The sequence below is a fragment of the Prevotella bivia DSM 20514 genome, assembly GCF_000262545.1.
Lineage (GTDB): Bacteria > Bacteroidota > Bacteroidia > Bacteroidales > Bacteroidaceae > Prevotella > Prevotella bivia.
The window spans coordinates 415,801-430,726 of record NZ_JH660660.1; the positions used below are offsets into that span (position 1 = coordinate 415,801).

Here is a 14,926-nt window from a genome sequence, read left to right on the forward strand (position 1 = left end):
CTTAGAAAGCAAACTGAACACGTGCTTGAACAGAGTGGAAGTTCTTATCGTATGGATACATATCCTTGTTGAGGTGATGATAGGTATAGTCTAACATTACCTGTGCAAACTTGTTAAAGCTATAGTTGGCCCCAATGGTGTAAGAATAGATATTGCCACCACCAACACTTGTTGCACCCGTACCTGGCCAGTCTTGCATATAACCAGCAGCATAATACTGACCACGACCAGCGTTGAAGTATTCGCCAGCAGTAAGGTCGTTTAAGCCAGTATAGTTGAAGCGAGCTACGATTTCGAGCGATTTACCGTCAAGACCTTTCAAAAGTCCTTCCTTGCTATCATATTTATAAGGGCTACCAAAGATTTTATAACCTGCTTCTACATAACCTCCGTGGAAGTTGTTAGAACGAAGTTTGTTAGCTTTCTCCCATAGAGCTAAATCGCCCCAACCATCAATAGTGTTTTGTGCATCAATGAATAGAGATTGGCTATCGCGTTTCTTTGTAACGTGTTTGTACAAGTATTCGCCACGAACGAACAAGTTTTCGTTGTGGTAAAGAGCTTCAGCACCAAAGTCGATAACATTATTTGCCCATGGCAACTCTGCTGATACAAACTGCTGGTCTTCGTCAACGTAGGTTTCGAGGGTCTGACCTAGCTTCAAAGTTTTCTTCAAAACATCCTTGGTAACTTCGCCACCACCGATGTGAGCAAAACGAGCATTCACACCAACGTGCAATGTTTGGTTATCGTCAGCGATAGGACGATAGAGGTAACGACCTGCAACGGTGAAGCCATTGAAACCTGCATCGATCTTATTGTACTGATTTTCGGTGAATACACCTTGATAAGCCATAAACTTCTTGCTGTTGTAACGGTAGCTAACACCTAGTTCACGACCTTCGCCAAGCGCATTGGCAGAACCAGGACGAGAGATGAAGTGATAACTTCCTAGAGAGGTGTTGCGAGCCATTGATCCAGCAGGATCGTTGTAATAACCTACCTTTACAGAGTGAGTATCGCCCTTTTGAGCCTCTTTGTTATACTCCAAGAAGATGTTTTTTTGGCTGAACTTACCACCACCGAAGCCAAAGTCGGCATAGAAATACCAATCTTGATATTTTAAAGAAGTACGGATGCGAGCATCAGAGATAGTACCGCCCGACTGTAATGGTGTGAAATCAGAGTGGTAAACAGCACCATCTGCCATAAAGCGAGCACCTACAGTGAAATGTAAGTCTTGTTCATCTTTATCAATAGTGAGGTTTGGCTTTGTATCAAAATCTTGAGCTGTAGCGGTAATTGCTAACAATGCTGCAATAGATGTCAAAAATATTTTTTTCATAATGATAATTCTATCTTAAAGTTTTTAATAACAAGGATTACTTAGTATAGCCTAAACGATCGAGTGTAGCGGCAGCATCAGGTACAGTAGAAGGTGCTTGAGAGTTGTCGTAAGTCTGACCAGGATGGAATGGGTTAGGCAATTTTGCGTTGCAACGCAAGCCACTCTCAATCATAAACTTCAATGACAATTCAGAACGGTTTGTAAAGAAGCCATCCATATAAATAGGTTGGTTAGACTCTTTTGAGAATGTAGTATGTGCTGTAGCAGGGATAGTTACACGCAACAAGTCGTCGAACTCGGTTTCAAGGCCATAGTTATAAGTGCCTAAATATTTAGCCATCTGAGCATAAGAGTCGAAAGAGTATGGGTGATTTATCATACCACTCTTACGGATCATATATGCTTGCCAAGGCGCATTCATTTCAGGATAGTCGTTTGGTTTGCCAGAGATAGAAGGACCTATAATGTGTGCACCGTTGTCTTGTGCCCACTTGATGAAAGCTGCATAACCAGTAGGTGTGGTGTAAGCAAGGTCGGTAGCATAAGCAGGCGTACTAGTCCAAAGTAAGTAACACATAGGCACCTTACCCTTAAATACATCGTTAGCACGCTTCAAAGCATCGAAAGAGAAGGTTTGAAGAATTACCTTACCATTGGTGTTACCTACATTTACCTTACCATTTTTATAGAAAGCTGTCTCGGTAGCAGGCTTGGTAATGATGTTCCAACCTTGCTGATCGAGTACGTCGTAAACACGTTTTTCCATATTAGCAGGGTTTTCCCAGCTTTCCTTAAACTCGATGTAAATACCTGGACGGTTCTTGGTATCTTGTGGATCTTGCTCGTAAGCATTCGCAAAATCGTATTCTACAAAGTCCATATACTTAGCATTGTACTCGCCTTTAGCCTTGATTTTTTCGTAAATCTGCTTGAGAGTCATACCCTTATACTCTGCCTTTACCGTAGGCTTCAGGATGCGCTCACCCTTGTTATCGCGCTTTAGGCGCATACCTTTGGCGTATGCTATCTGGTCTTCAAGCGCAGAAATATACTGATGTTGCTTTGCGAAAGAAGAACGTGCCTCTTCAAGACTTGTTTCATTAAACCATGAACCAGCATCGAGTTTTAATAGTTCATGATAGTAATAAGACATAGCATAGTATGGACGGAATGATGCTACATCGCGGTTATACTGCTCAAGAGCATCTTCATGGGTAAAACCCAACTCCTCATAGAAGGCAATACGTGAGGTAGGAACAGTCTCACTATACACGTCTTCAATGTTGGTAGTACGCTTCAAGTTTTCATCGTGATTGGCTAGAATAACACCATCTTTCGTACATTGAAGGTCAGACTCTAGGTAGTCAGCTCCCATTTCGCGTGCCCAACGCCATGCACTCTCGGTTTCTTCTGGTGTCCAGAATGTAGAACCACGGTGTGCTACAACGGCATATAAAGGCACGTAATCACGCACTTTTGCCAACTCGCTGTTTAACACTTGAACATCAATGCGCTTAGCATCTGCTTTTTGATTTGTAAATTGTTGTTCATCAGAACATGAGGTAAGTACTGTTAGTGCTGTAAGCCCTAAGAGCATACCTTTCTTTAGCATTGTCTTAGTCATAAATATAAAATTGTATGAAAATAAAGGATTGTTATTTTTATTTGTCTGCTTGTTTTGCTAGATATTGTTCTTCACGGTAAGTTAAAGCCATGAATACGACAGATAAGATACATGCAATAATTAGAAGAATGAAGGTCATATCCCAACCCCATTCGTCGGCAACATAGCCTATAATAATGTTAGCTAGTAAGGCTGTTCCGAGAACATATCCCATGAAACCTGTCAATCCAGCGGCTGTTCCTGCTGCATTCTTTGGTGCTAAATCAAGTGCTTGCACACCAATTAGCATCACAGGACCATAGATAAAGAAGCCTATGGCTATCAAACATCCGATAACAACATTCAGATTGTCGAGGAATTGCCAATATACTACGATAGCTACTGCTACTAAAGCCATAAAGATAATGGTAGGGAGCGCACGGCGACCTTTAAATACCTTGTCTGATAACCATCCACAGATGATGGTACCAGGGATAGCTGCCATTTCGTAGGCAAAGTATGCCCAACCAGCACTTTTAAGGTCGATACCTTTCTCGGTAAGAATGGTAGGTGCCCAGTCTAAGCAGCCATAGCGTACCATATAAACGAAAGCATTGGCAAAAGCGATGTACCATAGGAATTTATTCGTAAGCACAGTGCGGAAAATTTCCTTAGTAGATAGCACCTCTTCAGCCTTTGCACTGTAGCTCTTTGAAGCCTCACCTGTCCACTTTTCGATAGATGGAAGCGCACAAGATTGTGGGGTATCGCGGATTAAGCAATAAGCTAAAATAGCAATAAGACCTGCTACTGCTGCTGGGAAAGCGTAAGTGCCAATAAGGAAATAACGTGTGGTGTCGGCGCCATAAAAGGTAGATCCAAACCACATAGCACCATAAACAGCCATAGGACCCACCAATGCTCCACCTACATTGTGAGCACAGTTCCAAAACGACATCCATGTGCCACGCTCCTTAATAGAGAACCAGTGGGTCATCACTCGACCGCATGGAGGCCAGCCCATACCATTAAACCAACCCACAAGGAAGTTTAAGCCAGCCATTAACGCAATAGCTAACGACTTGTGCTCAGCACCTAGCCACTGCACAGGTACGATCATAAACAACATTGATACAGCAGCTAAAAGCAAACCTAATGGTAAGAAAGTGCGCGCATTACTACGATCGGAAATACTAGCCATGATAAACTTTGAGAAGCCATAAGCAATAGCATTCATAGAAAGAACCACACCAAGCTCGTCTTTTCCAAACCCAAATGGTGCCAACATAGGGATAGCCATTGAGAAGTTTTTACGAACAATGTAAAAACCAGCATAACCTATGAATATACCGATAAATACTTGCCACCGCAACGAACGATAACGTGCATCGGCCTCTGTGCCTGTTTGTTCCTCCTTATAGGCAGGAGGAGTTAAAAATTTCCACATACTTAATAGAATTGTTATTATTTATTGTTTTTAATCTTTCTGAGTACAGCAATACGTGGCTAAAAGCGTTGCAAAATATTTTAAAATGCTTCATAACGCACACCCGACTGCTATAAAATAAATCTTATGTCTTAGTTATTAATTTGTGCAAAGGTAAACAAAGTTATTAACATTTTAGATTAATATTTTCAACTTATTAAATATCACACAAGTGCCGTGCACTTTATAAAGAATAATGATAGTGCACGGCAAACAAAGTAAATACCTATTTATTTAATTCGATAGTTCTTTCTACATCAAGTGCATCGGCAAGAATAGAGATAGGGTTAAGCACCTTATAGCCTGTAGACATTTCTATTTGCCATTTGCAAGTTTCACAATCGGTAGTTACATAGTCAGGGTTTAGGTCTTTAATCTGCTCGAAAAGGTCGTGTCCTATAGCCTGCGAATTGTCGTAGTTCTCCTTCTTAAAACCGTATGTTCCTGCGATACCACAACATTGTGAGTTAAGCATTATAAGGTCTAAGCCCGGTATCATACGCAAAAGCTCAGTACTATACACTACCCATCCCATACGTTCCATGTGGCAAGCAGAGTGATATGCTGCCTGCATCTTGAAGTCATCACGGAAAGCCAACTTAATTTTTCCGTCCTCTATCATCTTGTAAAGGAAGCGAGTAGCTAGAGTAATGCCCTCACGAACATCATCGTTATCAATGTTAAGCAAATGTTTATACTCATCGCGCATAGTGAAAGTACATGTAGAACTTGTCGTTAGCACTATGCGGTTATTGTCTTTATATGACTTGCGGATGCTCTTCATATTCAATTCTCCTTGCTTACGTGCTTGCTTCGACTGTCCGTTGGCGATCAAAGCCACACCACAGCACTTCTCTTTTTCTAGCAAATGAACACCATATCCACAAGCATTCATAATCTTGACAAGATCCTTTCCTAGCTGTGGGAAGTTATAATTAACGTAGCAACCATGGAAATAGCTCACATGCTTCTTATAACGATCTTGCTCGGCAGCAGCATGCTTTTTATACCAAGTTTCAAACTTTTGCGTGGTGTAAGCAGGGAATTGGCGATGCTTATCAACCCCTAATACGGTGTGAAGAATAGCCTTTGTGGGCTTCAAACCTAAAGAAAAGTTGACAATAGGGGCAACCATATTCGACATAGTACCCACGAAATCGGTGTTTGCCAACATCACATCGCGTAGCTTTGGAGCTTTGGTGCTATACTTAATACGTGCACTTTGAATGATGTCTGCAATACGAACACCATGTGGACAAGCCACCTCACAGCGCTTACAATTTAAACACAACTTGAGTGTTTCTTCAAAGTATTTCTCATGTTTTAAGCGATAACGCTCTACATCAGGACCTGAATGCTTTGGTCCAGGATACTTTGGTTCGACTGCCGAAACGGGGCAATATGCTGTACAAATAGAGCATTTCAAACACTGCTCTAAGTTGTTTTCACTTATATTTTTTAATTGAATACCTTCCATTGTTCTAAGCTTATTACTTCAAGATTTCCTTTGCTACCTGCAAAGCAGTTAATAAAGAAACACCAGTACCATCGGCTTGCTTGATGTGGTTATGACCTTCAAGCACCGAACCTACAGCATACATATTCGTAACGACTTTGCCATTCTTCAAAGGGTGGAACGCCTTATCGGTAGCAACACCATAGTGCATATATGGCTGTGCTTCAAAAACAGCCTCTTCTATCCATTCATCACGATTGGTAGAAGCATGTACATCAAGGTTGAGAATGGGTTCAAAAACATGTTCATAATCGCTCTTCAAGCCTTGACTCATAAACGATCCTGTAGCAAGAATATAGTTGTTTGCCTTCAATTTCTCATCTGGAAGATGATCGGAAGTAAGGTATTGCACTGCATTATTTTCGATAACGCCACCATTAATTTTATTACTTACTAGCTCAATGCCACCATTCGACTTAAAATTGTCCATCAATAACATTGCCACACGTACTCCCATCACTGATGGGGGCATAGGGGTAACATAATATAATGGGGTGTTTACCAACTTACGAAGCAACTCGTCTTCAGCAGCATTGCGCAAACCTGCTACAGCAGGGAAAAGAATTGCATCGTACCCCGTAAACTTATTGAGTTCGGCTGCTACACTTTCCACAAGTTTTTGATCGTGGATAACCTTTGCAACATTGGTAGCTCGCATTTCTGTTGGGTTGCGACGTGCATGATCGAAAACCTCCATACGAATGGTTTTAAGCTCACACTGTAGTCCTGCTTCTGCTAGTCCTGCTAACATAAAGTTGGTGGGGAGATCTAAAAAGCCAGCGATATTAACTAAAGCTACCTTCTTCCATACCACCTTCTCTCTGATATTGAGTGTTGCCATACCATCGATGCTGAGCCAAGCAGGCTTCAATGTACCCATTGGTGTGATGCGATAATGGTTTCGCTGCGCATTTCCTATGGTATGAATGCCACATGTTTCTAGTAACGTTTGTGCTTCTTTAGCTAGTGTTTCCACATTTTCTGTGCCTAGTTTAGCGTATGGATGCTCTGCGTTAATCGACTTAATACCCTCTAAAGGATTTTCTACCACTTTGCCATCAGTATCATAACCCAGCAAGTCGAATGATCCTGAACCAAAGTGTAAGGTGCTTTGCCCATTGGTAACTATAGCCACTCGTTGCCCCTTTGCAGCCAACACGTTGGCTGCTGTTAAGCCACTCAATCCACCTCCTATAACAATTGTATCAAATTTCATTATCTATTCCTCCAAAGAAGCTTTAATTTTATCCAATCCACATAAGTCTTGATAGATATGAGCCGACAACTGCGCTTCACTAAGCGATTGCCCCCAAGCGACAGGACGCATACCTTTCCAACGCTCGTCAACAAACTCTACTAAGTCCTTTTCCGACTTCTTCACGTTCTCACCACATATATAGTTAGCAGCACGACAAGTACATAGCTCTCCTTGACAAGTTCCCATGCCCACACGTGTACGACGACGGAGGTTTAATAAGTTATGTATATGTAATTTTTCAATAGCAAATTTAACCTCTGCCACACTCACTTCCTCACACTCACAGATAAGAGCCGAGTCTTCTATGGTTTCATGTTTCAAGTCTTTAGCAAACTTACCATGCCGCCCTTCAGCAGCATTTACCGAAGTGCTGTATAGCTTTCCATGTGAGTCTTCTATGGTTTCTTCCGATCCAGGTAATGGCTTTATTGCTGTTTCGCAAGGTTTATTAATACCAAGTTTCTTACACGCAAGGTCGGTAGCTTCTTCTGCCATCAAGCGATAAGTCATCATCTTACCACCAGTAATTGTAATCAAACCATCCATACCATCGCGTGTAGCATGATCTAAACAAACGATACCACGACTAATATTACGCCCTGAAGGATCATTATCGGCTGCTACCAAGGGGCGAACACCAGCGTATGCACGCAAAACACGAGTAGTTGCCAAGCTAGGAGCTAGCTTTTCACCCTCTCTAATCAACAAGTCGACTTCCTCTTTTGTAATTTTCAAGTCGTCAATCGTATCAAAAGGCACACGATCGCTCGTGGTTCCGATGACACAAACAGCATCGTCTGGTACCAAAATATCAGCATTGGCAGGCTTACGACAACGATTGATCACCATATTATTAACACGATGTCCAAAAATCAATAAGGTTCCTTTAGCAGGGAACATATTCACCGTTATACCCGCACGCTTAGCCACTAAGTGTCCCCAAATACCTGCCGCATTGATCACTAGTGAGGCATGCACATCGTAGGTTTCACCTGTTAGATGATTGCGGAGTGCCACACCCACCACCTTTGTTTGCTCTACAAGCAAATCGGTTACTTCATGATAGGTTAAAATATCAGCTCCATAACGGCGAGCATCCAACACGTTGGCTACAGTCAAGCGGAAAGGATCTACCGAAGCATCAGGGATACGCACAGCCCCTATCAACGTTGGGTTGACAGAAGGTTCCAAATCGCGAGCCTCCGAGGGATCTATAATATCAGCACGAATACCAGCCTTCTGGCAAGCCGCCACAAAAGTAGCTTGATAAGCAAGGTCGTCCTCTGGTAAGGTAATAAAGAGTCCATCGGTCTCTTCCACACAATGGCGTGCTATCTTTCGAAGGATCATATTCTCTTTAATACACTCTGTAGCCGAATTTTGATCGGTTACAGCATAACGCGCACCACTATGGAGCAAACCATGATTACGACCCGTTGCACCATTAGTAAGGTCGTCTTTCTCCACTAGTAGTACTTTCATACCACGCATAGCACAGTCGCGAGCTGTTCCTGCACCTGTGATACCACCACCAATGATGATTACATCATAATGTTTTGTCCTAAAATCCTTCATTATTATTATGTCGGTTGTTTTAATAGATTATTGTTCACGCTGAATGGCTACTAAATATTATTTTTTATTTCGATATGAAATTGCTATTCTTTCTTTGCGAAACAAAAATACAATTAGCTAATTTTATATCCAAATTATACGCTTTTTTTTAACTCTTTTTTAATATAAATAAACTTTTATTCTATAGCAAAATCTTGTGTTTCCGCAAACAATAACAAATCAATAATTTATTTCTTCACAGAAAGAAAGTACACATAACTAGCAACTTAACGATCTGTTCAGCCCTAACACCCCACCTCCTCTTTTACGAAATGAAAGCTTTTCTATAGCCGTTAATATCCTATAAAAAAGCTACTGAAAAGCCATGTTATCTAAAAAAGTAAGCAACTTTTTATCAAATCATAGCTTTTTTCGTAACTTTGACACGCTGATAGGCATAAATTCGATCAGTAAGGATTATAAAAATAACTTTCAAAAATGACAAGAGAAGAAAGACATACTATCATCCTAGATCAGTTAATGAAGAAAGATTCTATTCTCGTAACCGATTTGGCTTCTATACTCAACGTTACCTCTGTAACTATTCGTAAAGACTTAACAGAACTTGAAATGCAGGGCAAACTGTACAGAAGTCATGGCAGAGCTATCCTTATTGACCCATTTACAAGCAATCGTTCAGTAAACGAGAAAGAACGATTGTGCCAAGAAGAAAAAATGAGTATTGGCTATGAAGCAGCGCAATTGATAACCGTTGACGACTCTATCCTAATAGCATCGGGAACAACGCTTCACAACTTTGCACGTTGTATCCGACCTAAACATCGTCTTACAGTGATGACAGCCTCAACGGCTGTAGCCCAAATTCTATCACAAAACGAAGAAATGGACATTATACAATTAGGTGGAACCTTACGTCATAGCTCGCAATCGGTAGTAGGCGACTATAGTAAGATGATGCTCAGCGAGTTTTCTGTTAGCAAATTATTCCTTGGAGTGGATGGTATCGACTTCGAATTTGGCATTACGACTACCGATATGCGTGAGGCTAGGCTTAACAAAGCTATGATGGAGTCAGCACAGAAAACAATAGTTTTAGCCGACTCTTCTAAATTTGGTAAACGTGGTTTTGCTAAGATAGCCAACCTAGAGGACATTGACATCATCATTACCGATGAACATATTAAGGAGGCTGATGCGCTACGCGTTGAGGAGTTGGGCATCAAACTTATCATTGCTAACATCAACACCCAACTCAATAACAAATAAAAGTTTCTTTCTTCTTATACGATTTTTCAATAACCAAAATATATTAAAACAGCATGAAGATACCCAATCAATTTAATGATATTAGGCCTTTTGAGCCAGAGGAATTACCTGCAGTGTACGACAGACTGCTCGCTAATCCACAATTTCAAGCTGTACTTAAATTCTTGTATCCAGCGGTGCCATTGGAAACAATAGCCCAACAGATGTATGCTTGTAAGACAAACATCGACTTTCAGCTAGCCTTTTGCTACAAATTCTTAAAAGATATTCTTGCAAAACAGAGTACTGGATGCGATATGGATATTTCAGAAATATCAAATCAGGAATGTTATACCTTTATGAGTAACCACCGCGACATTGTCCTCGACTCGGCATTGCTTGACATGTTATTAATAGAGAAGAAGTTTACAACAACCTGCGAAATAGCCATTGGCGATAACCTTCTCAGCATTCCATGGGTGCAAGATATTGTTCGCGTAAACAAGAGTTTTATTGTGAAGCGTGGATTGATGGCACGCGAACGCTTGGAATTTAGCCATACACTTTCAGAATATATGCACTTTGCTATCAAAGAGAAACACGAAAATCTTTGGATAGCACAGCGTGAAGGACGCTCAAAGGACTCGAACGATCAGACTCAACGTTCCGTCCTCAAGATGTTGACACTTGGCGGAGAGGGTAGCGTGATTGATAGGCTCAAGGCTTTGCGCATTGCTCCTTTGGCTATTTCTTACGAATACGATCCATGCGACTACCTCAAAGCAGCCGAGTTCCAAGCCAAACGCGATGATGTAAATTGGAAGAAAGGTGCTATGGACGATGTCATTAGTATGCGAACGGGTATTATGGGCTATAAGGGAAAAATCTATTACCATGCTGCTTGCTGCATCAATGACTACCTTGACTCGCTTGAGAAAGTACAAATGAACAATGCTGAATTGCTCGACACCGTAGCACTTCACATTGACAAGGAAATATATCGTAATTATCAGCTATATCCAAATAATTATATAGCACTCGACTTGCTTACAGGCAAGAACGATCACAAGGACAAATATACACCTGAAGAGGAAGCAAAGTTTGAACAATATCTTGCGCAACAGCTCAACAAGATAGAGCTTCCTAATCGCGATGAGGCTTTCTTAACAAAGTGCATGCTTGAAATGTATGCTAATCCTGCTAAGAACTACCTCAACTCTATATAATTTCGGCTAATTTTTTTTAATAGCAAATAATATTTTAGGGCAGCCTTTTTCCGCAAGAAATGGGTTGCCCTTTTTACGTATTCCACATAAATCTAAACATAGAAAATAAGTCTCTTTTTTGTGTGAAATGGAAAATATATTTACCTTTGCCATAAATTAATTAATATTATAATTTAGTATAGTTAGTAAATGGTATGCGTGATGCATATTATCCTTTTTATTTTGTGAAGTTAGAGATTATAACTTCCGTGATTTGACAGAAGCGAAGAATTATCTATAAAATAACATCTTTTATAAATTTAAAACCTAGTGAAATGATAAGTACAAAAAAGTATGCTAGACGCACAAATCCATTTCTACCATTGAGAATGGTAATGGTATTTGCCATGACGTTTTTTGCTACAGTTGTATTAGCTCAAGACCTTGTAGTAAAGGGTACCGTGGTTGACGCTAAGAGCGGTGAACCTATTATTGGTGCTACTGTTATGATCGAAGGACAGAAAGAGGCTACTATAACAAACATTGATGGTATGTATACCATTAAGGCAAGTAATAATGATAAGCTTGTTTTCAATTACATTGGATACGATAAGCAAATTGTTCCAGTGAATGGTAAGACTACGCTTAACATAAAAATGTCTGAAAATGTAACTAACCTTACCGAAGTAGTCGTTACTGCTTTGGGTATCAAGAAAGATATGCGTAAGGTGGGTTATGCCGTTAGTACAGTAAATGCAAGTGACCTTACAAAGACTGCTTCGCCTACACTTGGTACAGCCCTCTATGGTAAGGCTGCAGGTGTGAATGTAAAGACTGCCCCTGGTGGTTCGGGTGCTATCTCTATTAATGTGCGTGGTTTGTCATCAATTACGGGGTCTAACCAGCCTTTGATTGTGTTAGACGGTGTGCCAATCCGTAATGGTGAAGCAAATAACCAAGACTATTGGAGCAGCCAGCGTGTAAATTCTAATGGTTTGGCACAAATCAATCCAGAAGATATTGAGTCAATGTCTATTTTGAAGGGTGCTGCTGCTACTGCACAATATGGTTCAGAAGGTGCAAATGGTGTTGTGATGATTACCACTAAAACTGGTAAAGGTGCTAAGGGATTAGGCGTTGATTTCAATGCTAGTTGGACAGGCAATTTCGTAGCTTATATGCCAGAATATCAGACAAAGTATGGGCCTGGTTTGACTACACAAAGCCGTGCAAGTAAGAAATTAGATCCTTATGGTTGGTATACAAGAAACGACCGTACTGGTAAGCCTCAGCGCTCTCTATATGGAACAATTCAGTATTGGGGACCAGAGTATGACGGCAGTGATGTTTTGTCGTATAATGGTATGCGTAAATATAGTCCTGTAAACGCTAAGCCTTGGAACGATGTTTTCCGCACGGGTTTTGATCAACAATATAATATTGCTTTAACCAATGCAAACGATAAGGGCAATATGCGTTTCTCTTACACCTATTATAATAGTAAGCCTAATCAGTACAACTCAAATCTTGATAAGCACACTTTCAACCTTACAGGTAGTTACAATGTTTTGTCTAATGTACGTTTAGATTATGCTGTAAACTATATGACAGAGCATATAAAGAACCGTCCTTATAGAATGTTTCGCTTATTGTGTAACTTCGGTGGTATGTTTGGTGCTTTCGATGATATTAATTGGATACGCGAGCACTCGGTAACATCAGCAGGTTATAGAAACCGTGTATGGAGTGCTAATGACCATGAGAACCCAGCAGAGGGTTTCGAGTATGGTATCCCTTCAGGGGCATTGGTTGATGAATATTTTTGGAATATCTTTGGAAAGACACAGATTGAGCGTAATAACCGACTTATTGCTAAGGTTTCACCTACATGGGAAATTATACCAGGTTTGACCTTGAAGGCTAACCTCTCTACAGATATTAGCGATAATCGTGTTCAGAATAAGAACAGCACTGAAACTTCTAACGGTTTTGGTAAACTCTCCGGTAGTTATAGTTTGAATACTAGTCGCTATACCATCCTTTATGGAGATGTAATGGCATTGTATGATAAGATGATCACAGACAAGTTCAACTTGAGTGCATACGTAGGTTGGTCAGGTCGTCGTGAAACTTATTTCGGACAAAACTCATGGACCGTAGATGGTTTGACAGTAGAGAACTGGTTTAATCTTGCAGCTTCAAAAAGTACTCCTAAAACCTCTACAGGTGAGTCGCACTTATTGAAAACAGCTTGGTTTGGTGATATTACCCTAAGCTGGGACAATTGGGCTTACTTAGAGGCAACTCTTCGTAATGAAAAGAGCTCTTCTTTATTCACAGGTAATAACTCTTTCTGGTATCCTTCAGTCAATGCTAGTGTAATTATCTCTGAATTATTGAAGGATAAGCGTCCATCATGGCTCGATTATGCTAAGGCACGTGTATCTTACGGTATTGTAGGTTTGGCCCCAGATGTTTATTATGCAACAACAGCATTCAATCAGAACTCTGCTTCAGGTTATGTTTACAATGAACAACCTATGAATGTTGGTAACAACAACTTGAAACCAGAGACAACATACGAATGGGAATTCGGTTTAGAAGGTAAGTTCCTGAAAAATCGTTTGGGGTTTGACTTCTCTTTCTATACAAAAGATATTAAGGATCAGATCCTAAGTACAACTGTTGATTGGGCTTCAGGTGCTAACACTATGGCAATGAACATTGGGGAGTTCAACAGCAAGGGTGTGGAACTAGCTGTATATGGCACTCCTTTGAAAACTAAGGATTGGCAGATAGATCTTCGTGGTAACATCGCTTTCAATAGTAATAATGTGAAGAAGCTAGCAGAAGGTGTTAATCGTTTAGAGCATAAGCGTTGGGATAATGGTGCTGCTTACTTGTATTCTGAAGTAGGTGGTAAGCTAGGTGATTTCTATGCATACGCTCCTCGTTTTGATGAGAATGGTAATCATATAATTGATAGTGATGGCTTCTATGCTTTGACCAAAGAGCCTGTTAAGGTGGGCAATGCTATGCCTAAGTACACTGGTGGTTTGGGTATGACTGTTACATGGAAAAACCTCTTCCTTGACTGTACGCTTGACTTCCGTAGCGGTGGTTCTGTTTTAAACCAACCTTACCAATATATGATGGGTGCTGGTGGCCTAAAGGAAACTATGCCTTATCGTGATGCTGAGAACGGTGGTCAGAGTTACTACCTTGGTGGCAATGATGGTACAACAGTTATTCCTGCAACAGAAGCTCCTACAGGTAAAGTGCTTTATCATGACGGTGTGATCCTTGAAGGTGTTACAGAAGATGGTAAGCCTAATACTAAGATGATTTCTGCGCAGCGTATGTACTATTGGACTTATAACTGGGGTACAGGTGCTCCTACTTACTACGAACATTCTATCTTTAAGAATAGCTACGTTAAGGTACGTGAGATTGTTGTTGGTTACAACTTCCCTAAATCTATTATAGAGAAGTTCCATTGTACTAAGCTTCAGGTTTCTGCTTATGCACGTAACCCATTCTATATCTACAAGAACTTGCCTATCTTTGATGCTGAAGCAACTGATGCTACAAGCTGGATTGAGCAGAGTTGGATCGGTGGTTCTACTGCTACCACACGTTCATTCGGTCTCTCTTTACGTGCAAGTTTCTAAGTTTAATATATTATCAAGA

Annotated in this window: 9 protein-coding genes; 3 read left to right on the plus strand and 6 right to left on the minus strand. The window is 40.7% G+C overall.

Annotation, left to right across the window (positions count from 1 at the left end; all coding sequences use genetic code 11):
• Position 1 precedes the first annotated feature (1 nt).
• From PREBIDRAFT_RS04145 to glpA, 6 genes are all read right to left on the minus strand, one after another.
• Positions 2–1,345 carry a porin family protein gene (locus tag PREBIDRAFT_RS04145; protein WP_004338492.1) on the minus strand — a complete coding sequence of 448 codons (1,344 nt, stop codon included), beginning with the start codon at positions 1,343–1,345 and terminating at the stop codon, positions 2–4.
• A 37-nt stretch (positions 1,346–1,382) separates the two neighbouring features.
• Positions 1,383–2,972 (minus strand): glycerophosphodiester phosphodiesterase family protein, encoded by a 1,590-nt coding sequence (locus tag PREBIDRAFT_RS04150; protein ID WP_004338494.1) that lies wholly within the window; start codon positions 2,970–2,972, stop codon positions 1,383–1,385.
• Positions 2,973–3,009: 37 nt separating this feature from the next.
• Positions 3,010–4,398, minus strand: a complete 1,389-nt coding sequence (gene pgtP, locus PREBIDRAFT_RS04155) for a phosphoglycerate transporter protein PgtP (RefSeq protein ID WP_004338496.1) — start codon at positions 4,396–4,398, stop codon at positions 3,010–3,012.
• Between the two features lie 265 nt (positions 4,399–4,663).
• The gene (glpC, locus tag PREBIDRAFT_RS04160; RefSeq protein WP_004338498.1) at positions 4,664–5,914 is read right to left on the minus strand and encodes an anaerobic glycerol-3-phosphate dehydrogenase subunit GlpC; all 1,251 of its coding nucleotides are present in this window, start codon (positions 5,912–5,914) and stop codon (positions 4,664–4,666) included.
• 13 nt (positions 5,915–5,927) lie between these two features.
• Positions 5,928–7,169 carry an anaerobic glycerol-3-phosphate dehydrogenase subunit GlpB gene (gene glpB / locus PREBIDRAFT_RS04165; RefSeq protein WP_004338500.1) on the minus strand — a complete coding sequence of 414 codons (1,242 nt, stop codon included), beginning with the start codon at positions 7,167–7,169 and terminating at the stop codon, positions 5,928–5,930.
• 3 nt (positions 7,170–7,172) lie between these two features.
• Positions 7,173–8,786, minus strand: coding sequence for an anaerobic glycerol-3-phosphate dehydrogenase subunit A (gene glpA / locus PREBIDRAFT_RS04170; protein WP_004338502.1), 1,614 nt, complete (start codon positions 8,784–8,786; stop codon positions 7,173–7,175).
• A gap of 477 nt (positions 8,787–9,263) precedes the next feature.
• Here glpA and PREBIDRAFT_RS04175 point away from each other — a divergent pair, with 477 nt between their 5' ends.
• The 3 genes from PREBIDRAFT_RS04175 to PREBIDRAFT_RS04185 all read left to right on the plus strand — a co-directional run bounded on the left by PREBIDRAFT_RS04175 (position 9,264) and on the right by PREBIDRAFT_RS04185 (position 14,907).
• Positions 9,264–10,052, plus strand: coding sequence for a DeoR/GlpR family DNA-binding transcription regulator (locus PREBIDRAFT_RS04175; protein WP_004338506.1), 789 nt, complete (start codon positions 9,264–9,266; stop codon positions 10,050–10,052).
• 53 nt (positions 10,053–10,105) lie between these two features.
• Positions 10,106–11,257, plus strand: coding sequence for a 1-acyl-sn-glycerol-3-phosphate acyltransferase (locus PREBIDRAFT_RS04180; protein WP_004338508.1), 1,152 nt, complete (start codon positions 10,106–10,108; stop codon positions 11,255–11,257).
• 314 nt (positions 11,258–11,571) lie between these two features.
• The gene (locus PREBIDRAFT_RS04185; RefSeq protein WP_004338510.1) at positions 11,572–14,907 is read left to right on the plus strand and encodes a SusC/RagA family TonB-linked outer membrane protein; all 3,336 of its coding nucleotides are present in this window, start codon (positions 11,572–11,574) and stop codon (positions 14,905–14,907) included.
• The last annotated feature ends 19 nt before the right edge of the window (positions 14,908–14,926 follow it).